We start from the raw sequence: 26,168 nt of genomic DNA on the forward strand, positions 1-26,168 counted from the left end.
CACTAGGAGTGAAAACTAGACATGAGCACCATCGAAGAACGCGTCAAGAAAATCGTCGCCGAGCAACTGGGCGTCAAAGAAGATGAAGTGACCAACAGCGCTTCCTTCGTAGAAGACCTGGGTGCCGACTCCCTTGACACCGTTGAGCTGGTGATGGCTCTGGAAGAGGAATTCGAGACCGAGATCCCGGACGAGCAGGCTGAGAAGATCACCACCGTTCAGGAAGCCATCGATTACGTCACCGCGCACGCCTAAGCGCCCGTAATCGCCGGTTTTCGGCCCAGGAAAAGCCGCACTGCCCACAAAGGCGTGCGGTTTTTCTTTATCGGGCCAGCAAGTTTCAACGAGAAAGAGGATTGTGCAGTGTCGCGTAGACGCGTCGTGGTTACCGGTATGGGCATGCTGTCGCCCCTGGGCACCGATGTTGCCAGCAGCTGGCAGGGCATCCTGGCTGGTCGCAGTGGTATCGGCCTGATCGAGCATATGGATCTGACCGCCTTCTCCACCCGTTTTGGCGGCTCGGTGAAGGGCTTCAATGTCGAGGAATATCTGTCGGCCAAGGAAGCGCGCAAGCTCGACCTGTTCATCCAGTACGGTCTGGCCGCCAGCTTCCAGGCGATGCGCGATTCCGGTCTGGAAGTCACCGACGCCAACCGCGAGCGTATCGGCGTTGCGATGGGCTCCGGCATCGGCGGCCTGACCAATATCGAGAACAACTGCAAATCCCTGTTCGAGCAGGGGCCGCGGCGCATGTCGCCGTTCTTCGTGCCCGGCTCGATCATCAACATGATTTCCGGTTTCCTGTCGATCCACCTGGGGCTGCAGGGGCCGAACTACGCCATCGCCACCGCCTGCACCACCGGCACCCATTGCATCGGCATGGCCGCGCGCAATATCGCCTATGGCGAGGCCGATGTGATGGTCGCCGGCGGCGCCGAGATGGCCACCTGCGGCCTGGGCATGGGTGGCTTCGGCGCGGCGCGCGCGCTGTCCACCCGCAACGATGATCCGAGCAAGGCCAGTCGTCCGTGGGACAAGGGCCGTGATGGCTTCGTGCTGTCCGACGGCGCCGGTGCTCTGGTGCTGGAAGAGCTGGAACACGCCAAGGCGCGTGGCGCGACCATCTATGCCGAGCTGGTCGGTTTCGGCATGAGCGGCGACGCCTACCACATGACCTCGCCGCCGGAAGACGGCGCCGGCGCGGCGCGCTGCATGAGCAATGCCCTGCGCGATGCCGGTCTGAACCTCGATCAGATCCAGTACATCAACGCCCACGGCACCTCGACCTCGGCCGGCGACAAGGCCGAGGCCAGTGCGGTGAAGTCGGTATTCGGTGCGCACGCGCACAAGCTGTCGGTCAGCTCCACCAAGTCCATGACCGGTCACCTGCTCGGCGCTGCCGGCGCGGTGGAGGCGATCTTCAGCGTGCTGGCCCTGCGCGACCAAGTGGCGCCCCCGACCATCAACCTGGATGAGCCGGACGAAGGCTGTGACCTCGACTTCGTCGCCCACCAGGCCAAGCCGCTGGCGATCGATGCAGTGCTGTCCAACTCCTTCGGCTTCGGCGGCACCAACGGTTCGCTGGTGTTCCGTCGCTTCAACGGCTGATGCTGAGCTGGGTCGATGGCCGCCCGGCCACGGATGTGCCGCTGGGCGACCGTGGCCTAGCCTATGGCGACGGTCTGTTCGAGACCATCGCCGTGCGCGGCGGCTGCGCCACGCTGCTGCCGCGCCATCTGGCGCGCCTGGGCGAGGGCGCGCAGCGCCTATCCATCGATCTCGACCTGCCTGTGCTGGAAATCGAGTTACCGGCCTTCTTTGCCGAACTGGGCGAGGGCGTAGCCAAGCTGATTGTCACGCGTGGCGACGGCTTGCGTGGCTACGCACCGCCACAGCCGTCCAGCCCGCGGCGCATTCTGCTGGGCAACCCGCTGCCCAGCTATCCCGCGAGCAATGCCGAGCAGGGCGTACGCCTGTTTCCCTGCGTCACGCGCCTGGCCGAGCAGCCCCTGCTGGCCGGGCTCAAGCATCTCAATCGCCTGGAACAGGTGCTGGCCCGTGGCGAGTGGCAGGATGCCGCCTTCGCCGAAGGCTTGATGCGCGATGTGTCGGGGCGGGTGATCGAGGGCGTGTTCAGCAACCTGTTCCTGGTCAAGGACGGCGTGCTGCTGACTGCCGAGCTGTCGCGCTGCGGCGTGGCGGGCGTGATGCGCGCCGAAGTGCTGGAGCAGGCCGCGCATCAGGGGATCCCCTGCGAGGTGCGCGATATCGCCTTCGACGAGTTGCTGGCGGCCGACGAGGTGTTCCTCTGCAACAGCCTCTACGGCATCTGGCCGGTACGCGAACTGGCGGCCAGTGTCTGGCCGGCCGGCCCGCTCACCCGTAAACTGCAGGCCCTTATCCGCAGTCTTCTGGATTCCTGATTCGTGATTCGCAAGTTGTTGTTGCTGCTGGTCATCGGCCTGGCGCTGCTCGTGTTGGCATTGGCCCTGGCCGGCTGGCGCCTGCACAGCGCGCTGAACCAGCCACTCAAGCTGGAGAGCGAGCGCCTGATCGAGGTGGTGCCCGGCGATACCCCGGGTGGCCTGCTCAATCGCCTGGAAGGCGAGGGAGTGCTGGATGGCGCCTTCTGGCTGCGCCTGTACTGGCGCTTCAACCTGCCGAACCAGGCGCTGCACAGCGGCGAATACCGCCTCAGCCCGCAGCAGAATGTGCGCGATCTGCTCGGCCTGTGGCGCCGCGGCGAGGTGGTGCAGTACAGCCTGACCCTGGTCGAAGGCTGGAGCTTCCGCCAGGTGCGCGCCGCGCTCACCCGCCAGGAGGCGCTGCAGCAGAGCCTGGCCGGGCTCGACGACAGGGCGCTGATGGACCGGCTAGGCCTGCCGGGCGTCAGCCCCGAGGGGCGTTTCTTCCCCGATACCTATCGCTATGTGCGTGGCATGAGTGACCTCGATCTGCTCAAGCAGGCCCGTACCCGTCTCGACCAGGTGCTGGACGAGGAGTGGAACAAGCGCGCCCAGGGCCTGCCATATCGCAAGCCCTATGACGCGCTGGTGATGGCCTCGATGGTGGAGAAGGAGACCGGCGTGGCCGAGGAGCGCGGGCAGATCGCCGGCGTATTCGTCCGCCGCCTGCGCAGCGGCATGCGCCTGCAGACCGACCCGACGGTGATCTTCGGCCTGGGCGAGCTGTACAACGGCAACCTGACCCGCGCCCACCTGCTGCAACCGACGCCCTATAACACCTACGTGATAGATGGCATGCCGCCGACCCCCATCGCCCTGGCCGGCCGCGAAGCGATCCACGCAGCGCTCAACCCAGTGCCGGGCAAGAGTCTGTACTTCGTCGCCCGCGGCGACGGCAGCCATGTATTCTCGGAAACCCTGGAGCAGCACAACCGTGCCGTGCGCGAGTACCAGCTCAAGCGCCGCAGCGACTATCGCTCCAGCCCCGCGCCCAGATAAGGAAAACCCGTGAGCGGTCTGTTCATCACCCTGGAAGGCCCGGAAGGGGCCGGCAAGAGCACCAACCGCGAGTACCTCGCCGAGCGTCTGCGCGAGAATGGCATCGAGGTGGTACTCAGTCGAGAGCCCGGCGGCACGCCGCTGGCCGAGCGCATCCGCGAACTGCTGCTGGACCCCAGCGACGAAAAAATGGACAGCGATACCGAGCTGCTGCTGGTGTTCGCTGCTCGTGCCCAGCACCTGGCACAGGTCATCCGCCCGGCCCTGACGCGTGGCGCCGTGGTGCTCTGCGACCGTTTCACCGATGCCACCTACGCCTACCAGGGTGGCGGTCGTGGCCTGGGTGATGCGCGCATCGCCGAGCTGGAGCGTTTCGTCCAAGGCGAGCTACGCCCGCACCTGACCCTGGTGTTCGACCTGCCGGTGGAGATCGGTCTGTCCCGTGCTGCCGCACGCGGGCGCCTGGATCGTTTCGAGCAGGAAGGCCGGGACTTCTTCGAGGCCGTGCGGCAGACCTATCTGCAGCGCGCCAGTGCTGCGCCGGCACGCTACCGCGTGCTGGATGCCGCACAGTCGCTGGAGGCGGTGCAGCGCTCCATCGACAAGTTGCTGCCGGAAATCCTGGAGCGCTGCCGTGGCTGAAGCCTACCCCTGGCAGGCACAGCTCTGGCAACAGCTGGCCAACCGCCCGCAGCACGCACACGCCTACCTGCTGCATGGTCCGGCCGGCATCGGCAAGCGCGACCTGGCCGAGCGCCTGATGGCGCGCCTGTTGTGCCAGCGGCCGAATGGCGCGGATGCCTGCGGCCAGTGCAAGGCCTGCCACCTGCTGGCCGCCGGTACCCATCCGGATGTGTTCGTGCTGGAACCGGAAGAGGTGGACAAGGCGATCAAGGTCGACCAGGTTCGCGAGCTGGTCAGCTTCGTGGTGCAGACCGCTCAGCTCGGCGGGCGCAAGGTGGTGCTGCTGGAGCCGGTGGAAGCGATGAACCTCAACTCCGCCAACGCCCTGCTCAAGAGCTTGGAAGAGCCGTCCGGCGATACCGTGTTGTTGCTGGTCAGTCACCAGCCCAGCCGCCTGCTGCCGACCGTGAAGAGTCGCTGCGTGCAGCAGGCCTGCCCGTTGCCGAGCCAGGCCGAAAGTCTGACCTGGCTGGCCCAGGCCCTGCCGGACAGCAGTGATGAGCAGCGCCGCGAGCTGCTGACCCTGGCCGGCGGTTCGCCGCTGATGGCGCGCCGCCTGCAGGGGCAGGGCGTGCTGGAGCAGCGTGCTCTGGTGGTCGACGGCGTGAAGAAACTGCTCAAGCAGCAGGCCAGCGCCACCCAGCTGGCCGAGGCCTGGAAGAGCCTGCCGATGACCATGCTGTTCGACTGGTTTTGCGACTGGGCGCAACTGATGCTGCGCTACCAGTTGAGCCGCGACGAAGAAGGCCTGGGCCTGGCCGACATGCGCAAGGTCGTGCAGTACCTGGCGGACAAGACTCCTCAGCACAAGCTGCTGGCCATGCAGGATTGGCTGCTGCAGCAACGCCAGAAGGTGCTGGGCAAGGCCAACCTGAACGGTGCTCTGCTTCTCGAAGCCCTGCTGGTGCAGTGGGCAAGCCTGCCCGGGCCGGGCTAGAATCGAAAAATTGGATAAAGTTGCCAGGAATAGTGCATGAGCTTGCCACCGAACCTAGGACCGCGTAACGGGATCCTGTCCCTGACCATCAAGGACAAGTCCGTGCTGTACGCCGCCTACATGCCCTTCATTCGCAATGGCGGGCTGTTCATCCCGACCGCCAAGAGCTACAAGCTGGGCGACGAGGTGTTCATGCTGCTCAACCTGATGGACGAGCCGGAGAAGATTCCGGTAGCCGGCAAGGTGGTGTGGATCACTCCGAAGGGTGCCCAGGGCAACCGCGCCGCCGGTGTCGGTGTGCAGTTCAACGACGGCGACAACACCGCCCGCAACAAGATCGAGACCTACCTGGCCGGTGCGCTGAAGTCGGATCGCCCGACTCACACCATGTAAGTCGCATCACAGGCTTCAAGGCAGAAGCGCCCGGAATGGGCGCTTCGTCATTTCAGAGACAGAGAAATCCCATGCTGGTTGATTCCCACTGCCACCTCGACCGCCTCGATCTGGCGGCCCACGACGGCTCCCTCGACGCGGCGCTGGCTGCGGCACGCTCCCGCGGCGTGCAACACTTCCTGTGCATCGGCGTCAGCGCCGCCAATGCCGGTGCGGTCAAGGCGCTGGCCGAGCGCTATGCCGATGTCGACTGCTCGGTGGGCGTGCATCCGCTGGACCTGGAGAAGGGCGAGACGCCCGCGCTGGACTGGCTGCTTGGCGAGCTGAACCACCCCAATGTGGTGGCCATCGGCGAGACGGGCCTGGACTATCACTACGAACCCGAGGCGGCCGAGCTGCAGCGGCAGTCCTTCAACCTGCATCTCGAGGCGGCGAAGATCACTGGCAAGCCGGTGATCGTGCATACCCGCGAGGCGCGTGCCGACACCCTGGCGCTGCTGCGCGAGGCGGCGTTGCCCCAGGCCGGCGTGCTGCACTGCTTCACCGAAGACTGGGACATGGCCAAGGCGGCGCTGGATATCGGCTTCTATATCTCGCTGTCCGGCATCGTCACCTTCCGCAACGCCGATGCCCTGCGCGAAGTAGCGCGCAAGGTGCCGGCCGATCGGCTGCTGGTGGAGACCGACTCGCCGTATCTGGCGCCTATTCCCCATCGCGGCAAGCCCAACCTGCCGCAGTACGTGCGTGAGGTGGCGGAGTTCCTGGCCATGGTGCGCGGCGAGTCGTTCGAGGCTCTGGCCGAGCAGACCACGGGCAATTTCAAGCGCCTGTTCCCGCTGGCCCGCGTGGCCTGATAGGTCGGTTCGCAAAATCGCGGACAAAAAAAACCCGGGTTCTGGGGGATGAATCCGGGTCAAGACCATTAGGAGTAAAACAAAGGTACGCGATCCACGGTACCTCGACTGGCGGGACACTTGGGGGGAGATGTCGCACACCAGTAGTTCCAGTATTAGCCAGGATTCCCCATCGTCCAGATTGGTCGCGGCGGTTTCTTAAACGTATTTGGAATACCGCCGCGGCTGCTGAGCACTCAGCCTTGTCGCAGCTGGCTCAGCACCGTCAGGCTTTGTTCGATCAACTCCGGATCGGTGTAGAAGTGCGGGGATAAACGGATGCCTTTGCCCCGTTGCGCACAGATCACCTGCTGTTCCCGAAGTTTGGCGAACAGCGCCTGGTTGTCCCAGCCATCCCAGCTGAAGGTCAGGATGCCAGCGCGGCGGGCCGGGTTCAGCGGACTGTGCAGCTGGATGCCAGTGATTCGCTGCAGGCCTTCCTGCAGCTGCAGCACGCGCTCCTCGATGCTTGCTGCCACCTGATCCATACCCACTTTTTCCAGCAGCGACAGGCTGGCCTCCAGTGCCATGGCGCCGAGCATGTTCGGGCTGCCGCACTCGAAGCGCCGGGCGCTGCGTGCCGGCTGCCATTCCATGCAGTCGTAATCACCGGCGTGTTCCAGCATGTGCCAGCCGTACTCGTGCAGGGCCAGTTGCTCGCGCAGGTCGCTGCGGCAGTAGAAGACGCCCAGTCCTTCCGGGCCGAGCATCCACTTGTGCCCGTCGGCCATGGCGAAGGCGCAGTCGCAGGCCTGCACGTCCAGCGGTTGGGCACCGAGCTGCTGGATGGCGTCGACGCAGAACAGTACGTCCTTGTCGCGGCAGCCGGCGCCCAGGCGTGGCAGGTCCAGGCGCAGGCCGCTGGCGAACTGCACCGAGCTGATCGACATCAGTCGTGTGCGCGGCCCGCAGGCGGCCAGCAGGGCGCCTTCCGGGTCGCTGCCGCTCAGGTTGACCTGCACCACCTCGACGCCGCGTGGTTTCAGGGCTTCCCAGACGATGCGGTTGGAAGGGAACTCCTCGTCGCTGATCACCACCTGGTCGCCGGCGCGCCAGTCCAGGCCGAAGGCGACGAAGGACAGCGCCTCCGAGGTGTTCTTCACCAGCGCGATATCGGCCGTGCTGGAGGCGTTGAGCAGGCGCATCAGGCGTTCGCGCAGGCGCTTCTCCACCTTCAGCCAGTCGGGATAGTTGCGCGCGCCGAGGCTGATGTTCTCCTCGGCGAAGCGCCGCACGGCATCGCTGGCGCGCTTGGGCCAAGGGGCTACGGCGGCGTGATTGAGATAGCGCAAACCGGGAACTAGAGGAAATTCGTCGTTTAAATTGAGCATTGGGCCGATGATCCGTGCATTTTGGCGCTGAACAGGCATAATGACGCGCCTCGATTTTTCATCCTGTAGTCACTTTATGAACAAAGAACCTCGCAAAGTCCGTGAATTCCGTCGTCGCGAACAGGAAATTCTCGATACCGCGCTCAAGCTCTTCCTTGAACAGGGTGAAGACAGCGTAACTGTCGAGATGATCGCCGATGCGGTCGGAATCGGCAAAGGCACCATCTACAAGCACTTCAAGTCCAAGGCCGAGGTCTACCTGCGCCTGATGCTGGACTACGAGCGCGACCTCAATGCCCTGTTCCACTCCGAAGACGTGGCCCGCGACAAGGAAGCCCTGTCCCGCGCCTACTTCGAGTTCCGCATGCGTGATCCCCAGCGCTACCGCCTGTTCGACCGTCTGGAAGAGAAGGTGGTCAAGGGCAACCAGGTGCCGGAGATGGTCGAGCAGCTGCACCAGATCCGTACCTCCAACTTCGAGCGCCTGACGCTGCTGATCAAGGGTCGCATCGAAGAGGGCAAGCTGGAAGACGTGCCGCCGTACTTCCACTACTGCGCCGCCTGGGCACTGGTACACGGCGCCGTGGCGCTGTACCACTCGCCGTTCTGGAGCAGCGTGCTGGAGGATCAGGACGGCTTCTTCCAGTTCCTCATGGACATCGGCGTGCGCATGGGCAACAAGCGCAAGCGTGACGGCGAAGCGCCGACGGCCTGATGCCATTCAGCCCGCCAATGATGCATTCTTTGCCATCGGCGGCGGGCATATACTCCGGTCTAGACACTGCCGGAGCCTTCCCATGATCGTCGACCGCCAGGGCCGGCGCTTCCGCAACCTGCGCATCAGCCTGACCGCCGCCTGCAACTACGCCTGCACCTACTGCGTGCCGGACGGCAAGCGCCTGGTGGCGGCCCAGGACGAACTCTCGGCCGAGGCCATGGTGCGTGGCGTGGCCTATCTGATCGAGGCCGCCGGCATCGAACGCCTGCGCATTACCGGTGGTGAGCCGCTGGTCAGCCCCAAGCTCGAACATTTCCTGCGTGAGACCAGCCAGCTCGGCCTGCAGGACATCAGCCTGACCACCAATGGCCAGCTCCTCGCGCGCAAGCTGCCGCTGCTGCTGGAGTGCGGCCTCAAGCGCATCAACGTGTCGCTGGACACCCTCGACCCCGACGCCTTCAAGCGCATCGCCCGTGGCGGCGACCTGCCGACCTTGCTGCAGGGCCTGGAAGAGGCGCGTGCGGCCGAGCTGAAGATCAAGGTCAACATGGTGCCGCTGCGCGGGCAGAACCACGAGCAGGTACTGCCGATGCTCGACTACTGCCTGGAGCGGGGCTTCGAGCTACGTTTCATCGAACTGATGCGCATGGGGCACCTGGCCCGCGAGGGGGCGAGCTTCCAGCAGCAGTTCTACGGCATGCCCGAACTGCTGGCGGCGATCGCCGAGCGTTACGAATTCGCCCAGGCGCCGGCGCCGCTGGATGCCACCGCGCTGCGCTACGAGATTCCCGGCCAGGGCTTCTTCGGTGTGATCGCCAACGAGAGCGTGCCGTTCTGCCGAACCTGCTCGCGCCTGCGCCTGTCCTCCACCGGCTGGCTGCACGGCTGCCTGTCGTCGAGCAACCGCCACTATGTCGGCGACCTGCTTGACAAGCCCCGTCACCAGGCCCTGCCGGCGCTGCAGCGGCTGCTGGTGCGGGCACTTGCCGACAAACAGGACATCGCCTTTGCGGGCGGTGTCACCGTCATGAAAATCATCGGCGGCTAGTTGTCGCCTCATCTACTTGTACGAAAGCCATGTCTGTCGAATTCCCCATCGCCTATATCGAGCCGGTGTTCCGTCCGCCGAGCGAAGCCCATTCCCTGATCCTGCCGGTGACCAACGGCTGCTCGTGGAACGCCTGTACGTTCTGCGAGATGTACACGGCGCCGCAGAAGAAATTCCGCGCCCGTGACGAAGACCAGGTACTGGAGGAGATCCGCCGTGCCGGCGAGCGCCTGATCGTGCAGCGGGTGTTCCTCGCCGACGGCGACGCCCTTGTGCTGCCGACGCGGCGCCTGCTGGGTATCCTGCAAGCGATCCGCGAGCACATGCCCGAAGTCGACCGCGTCTCCAGCTACTGCCTGCCGCGCAATCTGCGCAAGAAATCGGTGGAGGAGCTCAAGGAGCTGGCCGACGCGGGGCTGAAGATGGCCTATGTCGGCTGTGAGTCCGGTGACGACGAGGTGCTGGCGCGGGTCAACAAGGGCGAGACCTTCGAGTCCAGCATCAGCGCCCTGGACAAGCTCGGCCAGGCTGGCATCACCCGTTCGGTGATGATCCTCAACGGCCTCGGCGGCACGGCCCTGAGCGAGCAACATGCCGATAACTCGGCGCGCCTGATGAACGCCGCCCAGCCGGAATTCCTCTCTACCCTGGTGGTCAGTTTTCCCATGGGTGAGCAGCGCTTCCGCGAAGGCTTCGCCGATTTCCAGCCGCTCGGCCAGCAGCAATTATTCCTCGAAGTGGAGCGCCTGCTGCAGGGGCTGAAGCTGAAGGACACGGTGTTCCGCAGCGATCACGCCTCCAATTACCTGGTGCTCAAGGGCAACCTCGGTGCCGACAAGGCACGCCTGCTGGCCCAGGTGCGCCAGGCCATCGAGCGGCCGCAGAGCGCACACCTGCGCCAGGAATGGCAACGCGGCCTGTGAGGCAAGGTTGGCGCGGAAGCTGCTATGACTCTCTATCCGCCGGTTTTCCGTCACCGGCAGGGAGGAAATGCAATGCGTAGCCTGATTCTGCTGCTGGCGCTGGTCGCGCTCGGCGGCTGCATGAAAGTCAGCGATATGGCCGCTGGCACCGAATACCACCTGCGCGACGCCGGCGTGCTCGACCGCAGCGAAACGCGCCGCTCCGCCTCCTGGCGGCTGCAGGCCGACTCGTTCATCTTCATCTCCCAGGCTCACTATGTGCCGCCGGGTGATGCCCGCCCGCGTCCCAACGTGGTGGCGGAGGAGGCCTTCAAGTCCTTCGTCGAATACTTCCCGCTGGTGCGCCGCGCCAACCAGCCGCAAGGCCTGGACGAGGCGATGAACGAGGCGCGTGTCGCCGGTGCCCACTACCTGCTGTACACCCGCTTTGCCGACGCCGATGACCGCATCGGCACCGTAGAGGAGTGGGAGGACCAGGAGGCCGTGGATCGCCTGGGCGTGGACTCCGGGGTGATCCAGCTGATGCTGATCGAGACCAGCACGCGCTACCTGGTGGATACCGCCCGTATCCGTAACCACGGCGGCTTTCTGACGTTTTACGACAATCAACCCGCCGACCAACTGCGCGCGCCGTTCGAGCAGTACGCGCGCACGCTGCTGGGCGTTAGCGACCGCTAACCGCCATACTGTCGGCCGGACAAGGAGACACACCGCATGACCGATCCGGGCAAGGCCGGCGACCTGCTGGCGCAGATTCCCAAGGGCGAGGGCAAAGGCCTGCCGCCCGTGCACCTGTGGAACCCGGATTTCTGCGGCGATATCGACATGCGTATCGCCCGCGACGGCACCTGGTACTACCTGGGCACGCCGATCGGACGCAAGCCGATGGTCAAGCTGTTCTCCACCATCATCCGTCGCGACGACGACAAGTACTTCCTGATAACTCCAGTGGAGAAGGTCGGCATCATCGTCGACGACGCACCCTTCGTGGCCGTGACCCTGCAGGTGATCGGGGAGGGCGAGGCGCAGGTGCTGCGCTTCACCACCAATGTCGACGAGGAGGTCGAGGCCGGTAGCGAGCATCCGCTACGCGTCGAGATCGATCCCGAGACTCAGGAGCCTGCGCCCTACCTGCATGTGCGGCGCAACCTGGAGGCGCTGGTGCATCGCAATGTGTTCTACCAGCTGGTGGACCTGGCGGTGGAGCGGCAGATCGATGGCCAGACCTGGCTTGGGGTGTGGAGCGGGGGAGAGTTCTTCCCGATTGGGCCGCAGCCGGAGTAAGCGGCCGCGCCTCGTCTCGAGCTTGCCGCGGCTTAGCGAGCCTGTAGCACGACTACCCAGAGCCCGAGCGTGGCGAGGAAGTTGATCATGAACACCAGGCCACGCAGCCGGATGTTCGCGGTGAGAATCTGCACGCCGCTATGGATCAGGCGCCCCGCGATAAAGATCCAGGCCAACGCAAGCGCAATGGCGCTGTCGGAGCCGCTCTGCAGAAGCAATAGGCAGGCGACATGGAACAGCAGCGGCCACTCGAACTGGTTGGACAGGTTGGCGCTGATGCGCGGCTCGACCGTGGCCCAGGGGTTGGAGCCATCGGCGCGCTGACCGATGCCCCATATCTTCGGCGCCCGTGCCACGGTGAGCAGGGCATAGAGCAGGGTGGCGAGCGCGACGTGGGCTGCCATTGGCAGAATCAAGGATTGCATCGGGTAATCCCTTCCGGCGGTGTCTGGATCGGTGTGGGTGCGGTGCCTAGATATTCTGCGCGATGTGCCAGAGCACCCCGCTCGGATCGAACAGCACGAACTCGCGCATCTTCCACGGCTGGTCCACCAGCTCGCCCATCCGCACGCCGAAGCGCTCGGCCAAGCCCGACTCGCGGACATGCCGGTACCAGGCGTCCACGTCCTCCACCAGCAGATGCATGACGAAGTTTTCCACCTGCTCGCGCACGTAGAAGTTCTGCAGCAGGAAGCTGCTGTTGCCGTGATGCAGATAGGCCAGTTGCTCATCGCCCCAGGGCATGTTGAAGCCCAGCGCCTGGTAGAAGTCCTTGGAGCGGGCGAAGTCCTTGGCCGGCACCAATGTTTTGAGTTCCACGGTATTCAGGTTGCTCATCGAAGGCTCCTTGAGCTCAGAACAGGTCGGTGCGCCTGGTCGGTTTCACCGCCTGGAAGAAGCTGTAGCCCAGGCCGATATCGGTGATCACGCGGGTGCACACGGCGGGAATGGCGATTAGCGCGTGGATCAGCATGGCCACCGCCGCATAGGCGCCGAACTCAAGCGCGCGCAGCGGCAGTGGCAGAGGGTCGCGGCGGCTTTCCAGCAGCTCCTGGCGCAGGGCCGGCAGGTCGGCCCAGTGCTCGTCGTCGATCTTCTTGCGCATGGCCAGCGGGTACAGGTTGCGGCTGCGGCAGCCACGGCGGAAGGCGCCCCACATGCGTCGGGGTTCCAGCACCAGGCCGGTGGAGAGGGCGATCAGGTTCATGGTGCCGAGCAGTGGCGAATTGAGCATCGAGCCGGTGCCCAGCTCCCAGGCGCTGACCTCGCCCTCGCCGATGCGCCCGGTGCTGTAGCCGGTCGTCACGTGGTGCAGGTCGTGGTACTTGAGGTAGACGTGGCGCGTCTCGATGTTGGGTAGCGGCACCAGCAGGCAGCCGGTATAGACCGGCACGGTGCAGGCCTGGCGATCGGCGGTGTCGCTGAAACCGCAGCGCCGGTAGAAGGCGGCGAGTTCTTCCTTGAGGGTCATGTTTCCGTCCTTGGTGTTTGGTCAGCGTGGGTACAGTGGCGGCAGCGGGCTGGCTTCCTGCGGCTTGGCCGCGGCTTCCAGGGCCGGCAGGCTGCGGATGGCCTTCCACAGGCTCTCACCTTGCCACTGGTGGCCGCTCTCGCTGTACAGCGCGCCGTTGAGGCCGTCGAGGGCGTCCGACAGGGTGGCGAAGCGCGCGGCCATGTCGGCCAGGGTTTCCGGTTGCTGGCGGGCCCAGGCGTCCAGGGCCTGGCGGGTGGCATGGGGGTCGTTGGCCAGGCAGGCGCGCTTGAGATCGTCGAGCAGGGTGCGCGGGCTGGGACCGGTCTGCGCGGTGGGCAGGATCGCCGGCTGGCGGCGGGCGCGCCACCACAGACCGAAGCCCAGGGCGGTGGTCAGGGCCAGCAGGGCGCAGGCCAGCTGCCAGGGCCACAGCAGCACCGTGCCGTCGCCAGCCAGCACGGGCTGGCCGCCGACCGGGGCCTCCACTTCCAGGTTCGGATTGACCGCCACTTCCAGGGTGCGTGCCGGCAGGCTGGCGACCTCCAGGCGATCCTCGCTGACGTTCCACCAGTGCACCCGTACTTCCGGCAGGGTGATGCGTCCGCTCTGGCTCGGCACCAGGGCCTGGCTTTCCTCGCGGCTGCCGATCAGGCCCTTGTCGTTGGTCTCGTTGCGCAGCTGCGGCTGGTCCGGGTAGCGACGCAGGCCGGGGCTGTCCTGCACCGGCATGGGGGGCAGCTGGGCGCTGGACAGGCCCTCGGCGCGCAGCATGATGCTGCGAGTCAGCGAGTCGCCGACGCTGGCCTTGTTCGGTTCCGGGTTCCAGGCCTCGCTCAGGCTCAAGTCGCGGGCCGGCAGCCAGGGGGCGTCGGCCGGCCAGCTGGCGGGGCGCGGTTTGACCGTCAGCGGAATCTCCGGCGACTGGACACGGGTCAGGCGGCCCGGACGCGGGCCGAAGGGGTTGTAGTCGTTGTCGCGCACGGCCGGAGTGGCGCTGAACACCTGGGACGGAATGGTCAGCTGGCCGCTCTGCTGCGGGAAGATCGCGTAGCGCAGCTCGATCACGCCGTGGCGCACGCCGTTGACGTCGGTCTCGAAGGTGCGCGGGTCGCCCAGCTGCTCGACGCGGGCGTCGGGAATGTTCAGCGGGGTCAGGCTGCTGTCGTCGTACAGCGATACCGAGTGATAGATGCGTAGGGTCAGCAGCACCTGTGCCTGCACGTAGACGCTTTCCTGATCCAGGCTGGCGTCGATGAAGATCGGCGCCAGCTTGCCGCTGCCGCTGGCGTCGCCCTTGACCACCTGCAGGGTGATTGGCTGGCTCTGCGCATCACCCAGCTTGAGCGGCGGCACCACCACGTAGCCGCTCTGCAGTGGCAGCAGTGTGACGATCCAGCGGGTGCTCGAGCGCGCCTTGCCGCCGAAGGAGGACAGGCGGTTTTCCTGGCGCGTGCTGACCACTTCGAACTGCTGCTTGAGCGGCGCCAGGTCCGGCATGCCGAACTGGGTGACGTCCTCCGATTCGAGGATCAGGTCGAAGGTCTCGCCTTCGTTCAGGCGTGCACGGTCGACGGTGGCGGAGAAGCTGGCGGCCCAGGCCTGGGTGCCGATCAGGCAGAGGAGGAGGGCGCAAAGCAGGCGTTTCATCGGGACTGTTCCTGGCGCTGCTGTTGTTCGTAGAGGAATTTGCGCCGCAGCAGCTCGCCCGGATCGTCCGGAATCTGCCGCAGCCATTGTTCCAGCGCATCGCGCTGTTCGCCGTCCAGCGGCTCGGCGCTGGCGGTCTGGGTGGCGTCTGCCGGCTTGTCGCCGGCGCCCGCCTGCTGCTCGCCGGGCTGGGCGGTCTGTTCCTGGGCGTTCTGCTGGCCGTTCTGACCTTCCTGGCCCTGCTGCTGTTGCGACTGCTGCTGGCCTTCCTTGTCCTTCTGGCCCTGTTGCGCGGACTGCTGTTGATCGTCCGACTGTTGCGGCTGCGCGGATGGCGACTGGCTGGAAGAGGACTGCTGCTGGTCCTGCTGCTGCTCGTCGCCCTGCTGCGATTGCTGTTGCTGTTGTTGCTGTTGTTGCTGTTGTTGCTTTTGCTGGCGCAGCAACTGCTCGACCAGCGCCTTGTTCTGCTGCGCTGGCTGCAGCTCCGGCTGGCGCTCCAGGGCCTGCTCGTAGGCGTCCAGCGCCGCTTCCAGCTCGTTGCCCTTGGCCAGGGCGTTGCCGCGGTTGTAGTGGGCGATGGCGCTGTCGGACTGGGCGAAGCGTTCGGCGGCACCGGCATAGTCACCGGCGCGATACAGCGCCTCGCCCTGCCACTGCGGATCGCGGAAGCGGCTGGCGGCCTCCTTGGCCTTGTCCGCCTCGAGAAGGCGCTGGCCCTGCTGGTCCGGGCGCAGCCACAGGTCATCCCAGCCCAGCGCGTAGCTCGGTTGCGGGCTGACCAACAACAGCAGCGGCAGGCAGAACAGCCAGCCGCGGCGCCCGGCGCAGGCGGCGATCAGCAGCAGCGGCAACAGCAGCCAGTGGCCCTGGTCGGCCCAGGCCTGCAACTGGGTGGGTTCGGCGCCCTCGCGCAACTCCTGCGGGCCGTCGAGCAGATCGAGGGCCTGCAGGTCGCGGTCGTCCAGGCGTGCGCTGCGGTACTGGCCGCCCAGTTCGTTGGCGAACTGGCGCAGGCCGGCGCTGTCCAGGCGCGGCACCAGGATGGCGCCGTCGGCGTCCTTGAGGAAACTGCCGTCCTCGCCACGGATCGGCGCGCCCTGGGGCGAGCCGATGCCGAGGATGGCCAGGCGCTCGCCGCGACTGCCGAGGGCCTGGCGCGCACCGTCGCGCTCTTCCGCGCTCATCTCGCTGCCGATCAGCAACAGCCGGCCGCGGCCCTGGGCGCCATGATCGAGCAGCTCCAGAGCGCGGCTCACCGCCAGATCGGCGCGGCGGCCAGGCTCGGGCATGATCGACGGCTTGACCGCCTCCAGCAGGTTGCGCGCGGTGGCCAGGTCGTCGGACAGCGGCACCAGGGTGTGGGCGCTGCCGGCATAGACGATGATCGCGGTCTGCGCGTCGTTGCGCGCCTGCAGCAGGTCGAGCAGCTTGCGCTTGGCCTGTTCCAGGCGGCTCGGCGCGGCGTCGGTGGCGAGCATCGCCGGGGTCAGTTCGAGCAGCACCACCAGCGGGTCGGCGCGCTTCTGGCTGGCCTGCTCCATGCGCTGCCAGCTGGGCCCGAGCAGGGCCAGCAGGGCGAGCAGCCAGGCCAGGCCGAGGGCGACCCACGGCAGGCGATTGTTGCGGGTGCGGCCGCCGGACAGCAGCACGGCCTGGAAAGCGGCCGGCAACAGCAGCTGCCAGCGCCCGCTGCGCCGCTCGCGGTGCCACAGTTGCCACAGCAGCCAGCCGAGGAGTGGCAGCAGGAGCAGCCAGAACGGGCGCAGCCAGTGCGGCCAGAGCATGTCCATCAGGCCGACCCCCCGAAGCGCGAGGTCAGCGTCTGCCAGTGCTGCGGCCACAGTTCGCGGGCCACCAGCAGCAGGCTGATCAGCAGCGCCGCGGCCAGCGGCCAGGCATACAGGGCCAGCGCCGGGCGGGCGCGGGTCGGCAGCTGGGCGGCCGGCTCCAGCTGGTCGAGGGCCTCCTCGATCTGCTGCAGCTCCTCGCTGGTGCGGGCGCGGAAATAGGTGCCGCCGGTCTGTTCGGCGATGTCGATCAGGGTCGCCTCGTCCAGGTCCACGCCCGGGTTCAGCCCGAGCATGCCCATGATTCCGCTCTGCTCGGGATCGGCGCCGATGCCGATGGTGTAGATCTTGACCTTCTGCTCGGCGGCCAGGCGCGCGGCGGTCTTGGGCTCGATCTCGCCGCCGTTGTTGGCGCCGTCGGTGATCAGCACCAGCACGCGGCTGTCGGCCGGGCGCTGGCGCAGGCGTTTGACCGCCAGGCCGATGGCGTCGCCGATGGCGGTCTGCGGCCCGGCGATGTTGATCAGCGCCTCGTCCAGCCAGGTGCGCACGGTGTGGCGGTCGAAGGTCAGCGGCGACTGCAGGTAGGCGCGGCTGCCGAACAGGATCAGGCCGATGCGGTCGCCGCGGCGGTCCTCGACGAAGTCGCCGAACAGCTTCTTCACCAGCTCCAGGCGCGAGATGTCTTCGCCTTCCCACTGCATGTCGTCGTGGTCCATGGAGCCGGACACGTCCACTGCCAGCAGCAGGTCGCGGCCGCTGGCCGGCAGAGGCAGCGGCTCGCCGACCCATTCCGGGCGGGCCGCGGCCAGCAGCAGGAACATCCACAGCAGCACGAAGGGCGCCTGCTGGCGCCAGGCCGGCTGGTTGGCGCGGGCGCGGCGGCCGCTGAGGCCTTCCAGCTCGCCGAGGAAGCTGACCTTGAGCGCCGCCTCGCCGCTGTCGGCCGCCGGCAGCAGCAGACGCAGCAGCCAGGGCAGGGGAGCGAGGAGCAGGGCCCAGGGCCAGGCGAACTCAAACATGCTTGCGAATCCAGGTGTCGACGGCCTGGTTGAGGCCGTTGATGGCCTTGTCGTCGAGGCTGCAGTGGCTGCGGTAGGTGCCTTCCACCAGAATCATCCAGCGGGTCAGCCCGGCGGCCGGGCAGCGGCTGTCGAGGAAGGCCAGCCAGGCGCGGCCGCTGAGCACATGGCTGTTGTCCGTGGGGTAGTCGGCGCGGGCCAGGCGCTTGAGCAGGGCGTTGAGCTGCTGCAGCCAGGGGCCGGCGTGCTGGCCATCGTAGGGCCGCACCAGGCGCGCCAGTTCGGCCAGGGCGGCCTGGCGCATTGGGTCGAGCGGCTGTTCACTCTGCAGCGCCTGCTGCTGGCGGCGTGGCAGGTAGCGGCGCAGGTACCACAGGCCCCAGAGCAGCAACGGGATCAGCACCAGCAGCGCCCACCAGCCGGGCGCCAGCGGCCACCAGGACACAGGTGGCGGAGCGATGGTCGGTTGCAGCTGGTCGAGCGGGTTCATGCGCGCTTGCCCGCCTGGGGGCCGGTGAGGTGGTCGCGCAGCTGCTCCACCAGGTCCTGCGCGGTGCTCAGCGCCAGCAGCGGCACGCCGAGCTTCTGCGCCAGGCGCTGCCAGCGCGCGCGGCGCTGTTCGGCCAGACCGCCGTAGGCGACGCGCAGGTCGTCGCCGCGGGTGTCCAGTTCCAGCTGCGCGCCGCGCTCTATGAAACGCAGCAGGCCGGCGTTGGGCAGGTCGTGGTCGAGCGGGTCGGACACCGGCAGCAGCACCAGGTCGGTATGGCGCGCCAGCAGGCCGAGCTGCTGTTCGGCGGAGTCGTTCAGCGTGCGCTCGTCGCAGACGATGATCACCAGGCTGCCCGGGCGCAGCACCTCGCGTGCGCGGCGCAGGGCCAGGCCGAAGCTGTCACGCTCGCCGGCGGCGTCCGGATGCAGGCCCTGGTTGGCGCGGGTCAGGCGGTTGAGCAGCTGCAGCAGGCTCTGCTTGCTGCGCCGCGGCTTGATCTCGTGGTGCTCGGCATCGCCGAACACCAGGCCGCCGATGCGGTCGTTGTGCGCCAGGGCGGCCCAGCCGAACAGGCTGGCGGCCTGGGCGGCGAGCACCGACTTGAACTGCAGGGTCGAGCCGAAGAACAGCCGGCGGCTCTGCTCGACCATGATGAAGATCGGCCGCTCGCGCTCCTCGTGGAACAGCTTGGTGTGCGGCTCCTGGGTGCGTGCGGTGACGCGCCAGTCGATGGTGCGCACGTCATCGCCGGCCTGGTACACGCGCACCTGGTCGAAGTCGACGCCGCGCCCGCGCAGCTTGGAGTGGTGCAGGCCGATCAGCGGACTGCGCTTGGCCGGGGTGGAGAACAGCTGCACCTCGCGCACGCGGTGGCGCATCTCGATCAGCTCGGCGAGGCTGACGCGGATGCCCGGCGGGGTCGGTTGCATGTGCATGGAAAAGGCTCGCCGGCGGCCGTCAGGCCACCGCCACCACGTCGAGGATGCGCTGCACCACGCGGTCCTGGTCGATGCCGGCGGCTTCCGCCTCGAACGACAGGATGATGCGGTGGCGCAGCACGTCGAACAGCACCGCCTGGATGTCCTCGGGGCTGACGAAGTCGCGACCGGCCAGCCAGGCGTGGGCGCGGGCACAGCGGTCGAGGGCGATGGAGCCGCGCGGGCTGGCGCCGTAGGCGATCCACTCGGCCAGTTCGGCGTCGTGCTTGGCCGGGGTGCGGGTGGCCATCACCAGCTGCACCAGGTACTCCTCCACGGCGTCAGCCATATAGAGGCCGAGGATTTCCTGGCGGGCGGCGAAGATCGCCTGCTGGCTGACCCGGTGCTCCGGTTTGGCCTCGCCATTCAGCGCATCGCCGCGAGCCTGGGCGAGGATCTTGCGTTCCACGCTGGCGTCCGGGAAACCGATCTTCACGTGCATCAGGAAACGGTCGAGCTGGGCCTCGGGCAGCGGGTAGGTGCCTTCCTGCTCGATGGGGTTCTGGGTGGCCATGACCAGGAACAGCGGTGACAGGTCGTAGGTCGAGCGACCGATACTGACCTGGCGCTCGGCCATGGCCTCCAGCAGCGCCGACTGTACCTTGGCCGGGGCGCGGTTGATCTCGTCGGCCAGCACCAGGTTGTGGAAGATCGGCCCCTGCTGGAACACGAAGCTGCCGGTTTCCGGACGGTAGATCTCGGTGCCGGTGATGTCGGCCGGGAGCAGGTCGGGAGTGAACTGGATGCGGTGGAACTCGGCCTCGATGCCTTCCGCCAGTTCCTTGATGGCCTTGGTCTTGGCCAGGCCCGGGGCGCCTTCCACCAGCAGGTGGCCGTCGGCGAGCAGGGCGATCAGCAGGCGCTCGATGAGCTTTTCCTGGCCGAGGATCTGGGTAGCGAGAAATTGCCGCAGCGCGACAAGCGCCTCACGATGTTCCATCGAGAATCTTCCTGGAAAGGGACTGACGGGTTGCCGAACTCACCCGATCGGGGTGCTAACTCTACTGCATCGGCGGGGGCGCTTGCATGCTCCTGGAACTGCTCTGCCGACCAGTTCCGCTTGCCGGGTATGGCTCAAGCGGGCTGCCGCTCCTCGGCTAAGTTCGCTGCCGCCGGCCGGCCCAGGCCGGGCAGGGCGCTGGTGCAGCGCAGGGTGCTGTTCTGCGGGCGTGGGCCGCGCACATCCGGCGCACCGAGTAGACGCACCGCCAGGTAATAGGAGAAGGCCGGCAGCCAGAGCATGCCGGCCTCGCGCAGCATGCGGAAGAACAGCAGGTCGGCCTCGTGCTTGGCCACCGGCGCGGCGTTCAGGTACTGGTACAGCGCGTCGTGCACCAGGCTCGCCGGATGGGTCAGCGGCCAGAACACGTCGGCTTCGCAGAGCTCGCCGCCATGCAGGTGCAGCACCCGGTGCGGCTTCTCCCACCAGTCCGGCACGCCGATGATCGCCAGCCAGTAGAACGGCACCTTGGGCGTGCAGCCGTCCCAGGCGTAGGTGCTCGGCCGGGCGAAGTCGTAGTGCACTTCCTGGCGCTGGGCGTCCAGGGTCGAGTGGCCCGGATTGACGATCAGCAGACCGTCGTGGATCACCAGCCACTCGCCATAGAAGTAGCGTCCGGCGAACTCCGGGCAGTGGCGCAGGTAGGGCTGGTCGATGTAGTTGAGCCAGGGCCCGCAGTGGTCGCGGCTGGCAAAACCCCACTTCTCCTCGGCCGCGGCCAGCGCCAGGGCGGCGCGGCGCAGGCGTTCGCGGCGGCCGATCCAGCGTGGCAGCAGCACGCCGAGGTAGACCGGCACCCCGGCCCACAGCAGCGGCTGGATCAGGCTCGGCCGCAACCAGGCCGCCAGGCCGAGCAGGGCCAGGCCGACGGCGGTGATCAGCAGGTTGCCGAAATGGAGGAGCAGATGGCGACGGAGTGGGGACTGCATGGTTTCCCTGCCGGACTACGTGGAGTCGCACCTTAGCAGCGGTGCGGCTGCAAGGCGATGAACGAATATGTCGCGCCGCCGCAATCCAGCTGCCATGGGCTGTCGCTAAGCTTGCCGTGACCTGATGGTCGGCGTGCGCCTGCCGAGTCCAGCCTATCGCCTAGACTGCTTGGAAACCCAGGCGCCGCGCGCCCAACTCGAATAACAAGTCCAGTGGAGCATCAACATGGCGTTCTTCACCGCGGCCAGCAAAGCCGACTTCCAGCACCAACTGCAAGCGGCCCTGGCGCAGCACGTCAGCGACAAGGCGCTGCCACAAGTGGCCCTGTTCGCCGAGCAATTCTTCGGCATCGTCTCCCTCGACGAACTGACCCAGCGCCGCCTCGGCGACCTGGCCGGCAGCACGCTGTCCTCCTGGCGCCTGCTCGAACGCTTCGACGTCGCCAAGCCGGTGGTGCGCGTCTACAACCCGGATTACGAGAAGCACGGCTGGCAGTCCACCCACACCGCGGTGGAAGTGTTGCATGCCGATCTGCCGTTCCTGGTCGACTCGGTGCGCATGGAGCTGAACCGCCGCGGCTACAGCATCCACACCCTGCAGAACAGCGTGTTCAGTGTGAAGCGCAAGAAGAGCGGCGAGCTGCAGGAGCTGCTGAGCAAGGGCAGCACCGGCAAGGACGTGCAGCACGAAGCGCTGATGTACCTGGAGATCGACCGCTGCGCCAATGTCGGCGAGCTGCGTGCCCTGGAGAAGGGCATCCAGGAAGTGCTGGAAGAGGTACGCCTGGCGGTGGCCGACTTCCAGCCGATGAAGGCCCGCGCCGAGCAGCTGCTGGCCTGGCTGGACAAGGCCAAGCTCAAGGTCGACGGCGCCGAGCTGGCGGAAGTGAAGACCTTCCTCAGCTGGCTGCTGGACAACCACTTCACCTTCCTCGGATACGAGGAATTCACCGTGGTCGACGAGAAGGACGGCGGCCATCTGGTGTACGACGAGGCCTCGCTGCTGGGCCTGTCCAAGCGCCTGCGCAGCGGGCTGAAGAAGGACGAGCTGCATATCGAGAAGGAGGCCCTGGATTACCTGCGCCAGCCGGTGCTGCTGTCCTTCGCCAAGGCCGCCACGCCGAGCCGCGTGCACCGCCCGGCCTACCCGGACTTCGTCTCCATCCGCGAGCTGGACGCCAAGGGCAAGGTGGTCAAGGAGTGCCGCTTCATGGGCCTGTACACCTCGTCCGTGTACGCCGAGAGCGTCAGCCGCATCCCCTATATCCGCCGCAAGGTGGCGGAGATTTCCGAGCGCTCCGGCTTCGACCCCAAGGCGCACCTGGGCAAGGAGCTGGAGCAGGTGCTCGAAGTGCTGCCGCGCGACGACCTGTTCCAGACCCCGGTGGACGAGCTGTTCAACACCGCCATCGCCATCGTGCAGATCCAGGAGCGCAACAAGCTGCGCCTGTTCATCCGCCGCGATCCTTATGGCCGCTTCGCCTACTGCCTGGCCTACGTGCCGCGCGACGTGTACTCCACCGAGACGCGCCTGAAGATCCAGCAGATCCTCATGGAGCGCCTGGGCGCCAGCGACTGCGAGTTCTGGACCTACTTCTCCGAATCCGTGCTGGCGCGGGTGCAGTTCATCCTCAAGGTCGACCCGAAGAACCGCGTGCAGATCGACCCGGCGCGCATCGAGAAGGAAGTCATCCAGGCCTGCCGTTCGTGGAAGGACGACTACGCCAGCCTGATCATCGAGAGCTCCGGCGAGGCCCAGGGCACCCAGGTGCTGGCCGACTTCCCGAAAGGCTTCCCGGCCGGCTACACCGAGCGCTTCGCCCCGCACTCGGCGGTGGTGGACATGCAGCATCTACTCAGCCTGTCCGATGAGCGCCAGCTGGTGATGAGCTTCTACCAGCCGCTGGCCCAGGGCGACCAGGAACTGCACTGCAAGCTGTACCACGCCGACACGCCGCTGCCGCTGTCCGACGTGCTGCCGATCCTGGAGAACCTCGGCCTGCGCGTGCTCGGCGAGTTCCCCTACAAGCTGCGCCGCGCCGATGGCCGCGAGTACTGGATTCACGACTTCGCCTTCACCACCGCCGAAGGGGTGAGCGTCGACATCCAGCAGCTCAACGAGACCCTGCAGGACGCCTTCGTGCAGATAGTCGGTGGCGCCGCCGAGAACGACGGTTTCAACCGCCTGGTGCTGACCGCCGCCATGCCCTGGCGCGACGTGGCGCTGCTGCGCGCATACGCCCGCTACCTCAAGCAGATCCGCCTGGGCTTCGACCTCGGCTACATCGCCAGCACCCTGGTCAACCACGCCGATATCGCCAAGGAACTGGTGCGCCTGTTCCGCACCCGCTTCTACCTGGCACGCAAGCTGTCCGCCGAGGACCTGGAAGACAAGCAGCAGAAGCTCGAGCAGGCCATCCTCGCCGCCCTCGACAACGTCGCGGTGCTCAACGAGGACCGCATCCTGCGGCGCTACCTGGACCTGATCAAGGCCACCCTGCGCACCAACTTCTTCCAGAACGGCGCCGACGGCCAGCCCAAGCACTACTTCAGCTTCAAGCTCAACCCGCGGGCGATTCCGGAGATCCCGCGGCCGGTGCCCAAGTTCGAGATCTTCGTCTACTGCCCGCGCGTCGAGGGCGTGCACCTGCGCTTCGGCGACGTGGCCCGCGGCGGCCTGCGCTGGTCCGACCGCGAGGAAGACTTCCGCACCGAGGTGCTGGGCCTGGTCAAGGCGCAGCAGGTGAAGAACGCGGTGATCGTGCCGATGGGCGCCAAGGGCGGCTTTATCCCGAGAAAGCTCCCCGTCGGCGGCAACCGCGACGAGGTACTGGCCGAGGGCATCGCCTGCTACCGCATCTTCATCAGCGGCCTGCTCGACATCACCGACAACCTCAAGGAAGGCAAGGTGGTGCCGCCGGAGAACGTGGTGCGCCACGACCCGGATGATCCCTACCTGGTGGTGGCGGCGGACAAGGGCACCGCGACCTTCTCCGACATCGCCAACGGCATCGCCCTGGACTACGGCTTCTGGCTCGGCGACGCCTTCGCCTCCGGCGGCTCGGCCGGCTACGACCACAAGGGCATGGGCATCACCGCCAAGGGCGGCTGGGTCTCGGTACAGCGCCACTTCCGCGAGCGCGGCATCGACGTGCAGAAAGACCCGATCACGGTGATCGGCATCGGCGACATGGCCGGCGACGTGTTCGGCAACGGCCTGCTGCTGTCGGACCAGCTGCAGATGGTGGCGGCGTTCAACCACCAGCACATCTTCATCGACCCCAACCCGGATGCGGCCAAGAGCTTCGTCGAGCGCCAGCGCATGTTCGCCCTGCCGCGCTCGAGCTGGGCCGACTACGACACCAAGCTGATCTCCGAGGGTGGCGGCATCTTCCTGCGCAGCGCCAAGAGCATCGCCATCACCCCGCAGATGAAGGAACGCTTCGACATCCAGGCCGACAAGCTGGCGCCCACCGAGCTGATCAACGCACTGCTCAAGGCGCCGGTCGACCTGCTGTGGAACGGCGGCATCGGCACCTATGTGAAGTCCAGCCGCGAGACCCACGCCGACGTCGGCGACAAGGCCAACGACGGCCTGCGGGTCAACGGCAATGAACTGCGTGCCAAGGTGGTGGGCGAGGGCGGCAACCTCGGCATGACCCAGCTCGGCCGCGTCGAATACGGCCTCAACGGCGGCGCCAGCAACACCGACTTCATCGACAACGCCGGCGGGGTGGACTGCTCCGACCACGAGGTGAACATCAAGATCCTCCTGGGCGAGATCGTCGCCGCCGGTGACATGACCGGCAAGCAGCGCAACAAGCTGCTGGCCGAGATGACCGACGCGGTCGGCAACCTGGTGCTGGGCAACAACTACAAGCAGACCCAGGCCCTGTCTCTGGCCCAGCGCCGCGCCCGCGAGCGCCTGGCCGAGTACAAGCGCCTGATGGCCGCGCTGGAGGCCGCCGGCAAGCTGGACCGCGCCCTGGAGTTCCTGCCCACCGACGACGAGCTCAACGAGCGTGCCGCCAACGGCCGCGGCCTGACCCGACCGGAGCTGTCGGTGCTGATCTCCTACAGCAAGATCGACCTCAAGGAAGCGCTGCTCAAATCCCTGGTGCCGGACGACGACTACCTGGCCCGCGAGATGGAAACCGCCTTCCCGGCGCAGCTGACCAAGAAGTTCGGCGAAGCCATGCGTCGCCATCGCCTGAAGCGCGAGATCGTCAGCACCCAGATCGCCAACGACCTGGTCAACCACATGGGCATCACCTTCGTGCAGCGCCTGAAGGAGTCCACCGGCATGAGCGCGGCCAACGTCGCCGGCGCCTATGTCATCGTGCGTGACGTGTTCCGCCTGCCGCACTGGTGGAAGCAGATCGAGGCGCTGGACTACAAGGTGCCGGCCGAGCTGCAGCTGCAGCTGATGGACGAGCTGATGCGCCTGGGTCGTCGCGCCACCCGCTGGTTCCTGCGCAGCCGCCGCGAGGACCTGGACGCCGCCCGCGACGTCGGCCACTTCGCCCCGCGCGTGGCTGAGCTGGCCGGGCGCCTGGACGAACTGCTCGAAGGCCCGGCCCGCGAGCAGTGGCTGGCGCGCTACCAGAGCTTCGTCGAGGCCGGCACGCCGGAGGAGCTGGCCCGCGTGGTCGCCGGCACCAGCCACCTGTACACCCTGCTGCCGATCATCGAGGCCGCCGACGTCACCGGCCAGCCGGCGGCGGACGTGGCCACCGCCTACTTCGCCACCGGTGGTGCGCTGGAACTGTCCTGGTACCTGCAGCAGATCACCAACCTGCCGGTGGAGAACAACTGGCAGGCCCTGGCCCGCGAGGCGTTCCGCGACGACCTGGACTGGCAGCAGCGGGCGATCACCATCGCCGTGCTGCAGATGGCCGACGGTCCGAAGGACATCGAGGAGCGGGTGAGCTTCTGGCTGGAGCAGCACAAGCCCCTGGTCCAGCGCTGGCTGGCCATGCTCGCCGAGCTGCGCGCCGCCACCGGCACCGACTACGCCATGTACACCGTGGCCAGCCGCGAGCTGATGGACCTGGCGCAGAGCGACCAGCAGGGGGTGTGCATTCCCTGAGGCGCCAGCCTCTTCGCGGAGGTGTGGAGAGGGCCGGCACTAGCCGGCCTTCTTCGCCTCGGTTAGCCTGCT

25 protein-coding genes are annotated in these 26,168 nt (G+C 66.9%); 14 read left to right on the forward strand and 11 right to left on the reverse strand.

Translation table 11 applies throughout. From position 1 onward, the window contains the following. Positions 1–21: 21 nt before the first annotated feature. From acpP to OH686_RS21580, 8 genes are all read left to right on the forward strand, one after another. Positions 22–255, forward strand: a complete 234-nt coding sequence (gene acpP, locus OH686_RS21545) for an acyl carrier protein (RefSeq protein ID WP_068826648.1) — start codon at positions 22–24, stop codon at positions 253–255. 108 nt (positions 256–363) lie between these two features. Continuing rightward, complete coding sequence (gene fabF / locus OH686_RS21550) at positions 364–1,608, forward strand: beta-ketoacyl-ACP synthase II (protein WP_289535127.1); 1,245 nt, start codon at positions 364–366, stop codon at positions 1,606–1,608. Then, positions 1,608–2,423, forward strand: a complete 816-nt coding sequence (gene pabC / locus OH686_RS21555) for an aminodeoxychorismate lyase (protein ID WP_289535129.1) — start codon at positions 1,608–1,610, stop codon at positions 2,421–2,423. Before fabF ends, pabC begins: the two co-directional genes overlap by 1 nt. A 3-nt stretch (positions 2,424–2,426) precedes the next feature. Further along, the gene (gene mltG / locus OH686_RS21560; protein WP_289535130.1) at positions 2,427–3,464 is read left to right on the forward strand and encodes an endolytic transglycosylase MltG; all 1,038 of its coding nucleotides are present in this window, start codon (positions 2,427–2,429) and stop codon (positions 3,462–3,464) included. Positions 3,465–3,473: 9 nt separating this feature from the next. Next, positions 3,474–4,106, forward strand: coding sequence for a dTMP kinase (tmk, locus tag OH686_RS21565; RefSeq protein ID WP_289535131.1), 633 nt, complete (start codon positions 3,474–3,476; stop codon positions 4,104–4,106). Further along, positions 4,099–5,085, forward strand: a complete 987-nt coding sequence (locus OH686_RS21570) for a DNA polymerase III subunit delta' (RefSeq protein ID WP_289535132.1) — start codon at positions 4,099–4,101, stop codon at positions 5,083–5,085. Before tmk ends, OH686_RS21570 begins: the two co-directional genes overlap by 8 nt. A gap of 36 nt (positions 5,086–5,121) precedes the next feature. Beyond that, positions 5,122–5,478 carry a PilZ domain-containing protein gene (locus OH686_RS21575; RefSeq protein WP_043310025.1) on the forward strand — a complete coding sequence of 119 codons (357 nt, stop codon included), beginning with the start codon at positions 5,122–5,124 and terminating at the stop codon, positions 5,476–5,478. 71 nt (positions 5,479–5,549) lie between these two features. Then, on the forward strand, positions 5,550–6,332 hold the full coding sequence (locus tag OH686_RS21580; RefSeq protein ID WP_289535134.1) for a TatD family hydrolase: 783 nt from the start codon (positions 5,550–5,552) through the stop codon (positions 6,330–6,332). A 236-nt stretch (positions 6,333–6,568) separates the two neighbouring features. Here the strand turns inward: OH686_RS21580 and OH686_RS21585 are convergent, their stop codons facing one another. Next, positions 6,569–7,702: an aminotransferase class V-fold PLP-dependent enzyme gene (locus OH686_RS21585; protein WP_289535135.1), complete on the reverse strand. Its 1,134-nt coding sequence runs from the start codon at positions 7,700–7,702 to the stop codon at positions 6,569–6,571. A gap of 76 nt (positions 7,703–7,778) precedes the next feature. Between OH686_RS21585 and OH686_RS21590 the strand changes: the two genes are divergently transcribed. The 5 genes from OH686_RS21590 to OH686_RS21610 all read left to right on the forward strand — a co-directional run bounded on the left by OH686_RS21590 (position 7,779) and on the right by OH686_RS21610 (position 11,675). Next, entirely contained in the window at positions 7,779–8,417 is a 639-nt protein-coding gene (locus OH686_RS21590) for a TetR/AcrR family transcriptional regulator (RefSeq protein WP_137971826.1), read from the forward strand. An 82-nt stretch (positions 8,418–8,499) separates the two neighbouring features. After that, positions 8,500–9,468 carry a GTP 3',8-cyclase MoaA gene (locus OH686_RS21595; protein ID WP_289535136.1) on the forward strand — a complete coding sequence of 323 codons (969 nt, stop codon included), beginning with the start codon at positions 8,500–8,502 and terminating at the stop codon, positions 9,466–9,468. A gap of 29 nt (positions 9,469–9,497) precedes the next feature. After that, positions 9,498–10,391 (forward strand): radical SAM protein, encoded by an 894-nt coding sequence (locus OH686_RS21600; protein ID WP_289535137.1) that lies wholly within the window; start codon positions 9,498–9,500, stop codon positions 10,389–10,391. Positions 10,392–10,463: 72 nt separating this feature from the next. After that, positions 10,464–11,069, forward strand: a complete 606-nt coding sequence (locus tag OH686_RS21605) for a DUF4823 domain-containing protein (RefSeq protein ID WP_289535138.1) — start codon at positions 10,464–10,466, stop codon at positions 11,067–11,069. Positions 11,070–11,105: 36 nt separating this feature from the next. Continuing rightward, on the forward strand, positions 11,106–11,675 hold the full coding sequence (locus OH686_RS21610) for a DUF1285 domain-containing protein (RefSeq protein ID WP_289535139.1): 570 nt from the start codon (positions 11,106–11,108) through the stop codon (positions 11,673–11,675). Between the two features lie 32 nt (positions 11,676–11,707). Here the strand turns inward: OH686_RS21610 and OH686_RS21615 are convergent, their stop codons facing one another. The 10 genes from OH686_RS21615 to OH686_RS21660 form a co-directional block, all read right to left on the reverse strand. Further along, entirely contained in the window at positions 11,708–12,100 is a 393-nt protein-coding gene (locus OH686_RS21615) for an MAPEG family protein (protein WP_289535140.1), read from the reverse strand. A 46-nt stretch (positions 12,101–12,146) separates the two neighbouring features. Beyond that, positions 12,147–12,512, reverse strand: coding sequence for a VOC family protein (locus OH686_RS21620; RefSeq protein ID WP_289535141.1), 366 nt, complete (start codon positions 12,510–12,512; stop codon positions 12,147–12,149). Between the two features lie 16 nt (positions 12,513–12,528). Further along, positions 12,529–13,146 carry a hypothetical protein gene (locus OH686_RS21625; RefSeq protein WP_289535142.1) on the reverse strand — a complete coding sequence of 206 codons (618 nt, stop codon included), beginning with the start codon at positions 13,144–13,146 and terminating at the stop codon, positions 12,529–12,531. Between the two features lie 21 nt (positions 13,147–13,167). Continuing rightward, positions 13,168–14,796: a BatD family protein gene (locus OH686_RS21630; RefSeq protein ID WP_289535143.1), complete on the reverse strand. Its 1,629-nt coding sequence runs from the start codon at positions 14,794–14,796 to the stop codon at positions 13,168–13,170. Beyond that, on the reverse strand, positions 14,793–16,589 hold the full coding sequence (locus OH686_RS21635) for a VWA domain-containing protein (RefSeq protein ID WP_289535145.1): 1,797 nt from the start codon (positions 16,587–16,589) through the stop codon (positions 14,793–14,795). Before OH686_RS21635 ends, OH686_RS21630 begins: the two co-directional genes overlap by 4 nt. Further along, a complete protein-coding gene (locus tag OH686_RS21640) occupies positions 16,589–17,608 on the reverse strand; it encodes a vWA domain-containing protein (protein ID WP_289535146.1) in 1,020 nt (339 codons plus the stop codon). The genes OH686_RS21635 and OH686_RS21640 overlap by 1 nt, the downstream gene beginning before the upstream one ends. After that, a complete protein-coding gene (locus OH686_RS21645; RefSeq protein WP_289535148.1) occupies positions 17,601–18,098 on the reverse strand; it encodes a DUF4381 domain-containing protein in 498 nt (165 codons plus the stop codon). The genes OH686_RS21640 and OH686_RS21645 overlap by 8 nt, the downstream gene beginning before the upstream one ends. Next, entirely contained in the window at positions 18,095–19,030 is a 936-nt protein-coding gene (locus OH686_RS21650) for a DUF58 domain-containing protein (RefSeq protein WP_502942825.1), read from the reverse strand. Before OH686_RS21650 ends, OH686_RS21645 begins: the two co-directional genes overlap by 4 nt. 28 nt (positions 19,031–19,058) lie before the next feature. Continuing rightward, the gene (locus tag OH686_RS21655) at positions 19,059–20,018 is read right to left on the reverse strand and encodes an AAA family ATPase (protein ID WP_137971839.1); all 960 of its coding nucleotides are present in this window, start codon (positions 20,016–20,018) and stop codon (positions 19,059–19,061) included. A gap of 134 nt (positions 20,019–20,152) precedes the next feature. Beyond that, positions 20,153–21,007 carry a DUF1353 domain-containing protein gene (locus OH686_RS21660; protein WP_289535152.1) on the reverse strand — a complete coding sequence of 285 codons (855 nt, stop codon included), beginning with the start codon at positions 21,005–21,007 and terminating at the stop codon, positions 20,153–20,155. Between the two features lie 226 nt (positions 21,008–21,233). Here OH686_RS21660 and OH686_RS21665 point away from each other — a divergent pair, with 226 nt between their 5' ends. Further along, positions 21,234–26,096, forward strand: coding sequence for an NAD-glutamate dehydrogenase (locus OH686_RS21665; protein WP_289535154.1), 4,863 nt, complete (start codon positions 21,234–21,236; stop codon positions 26,094–26,096). Positions 26,097–26,168 lie beyond the last annotated feature (72 nt).

It is taken from the genome of Pseudomonas sp. SO81, assembly GCF_030374125.1.
Classification (GTDB): Bacteria; Pseudomonadota; Gammaproteobacteria; order Pseudomonadales; family Pseudomonadaceae; genus Aquipseudomonas.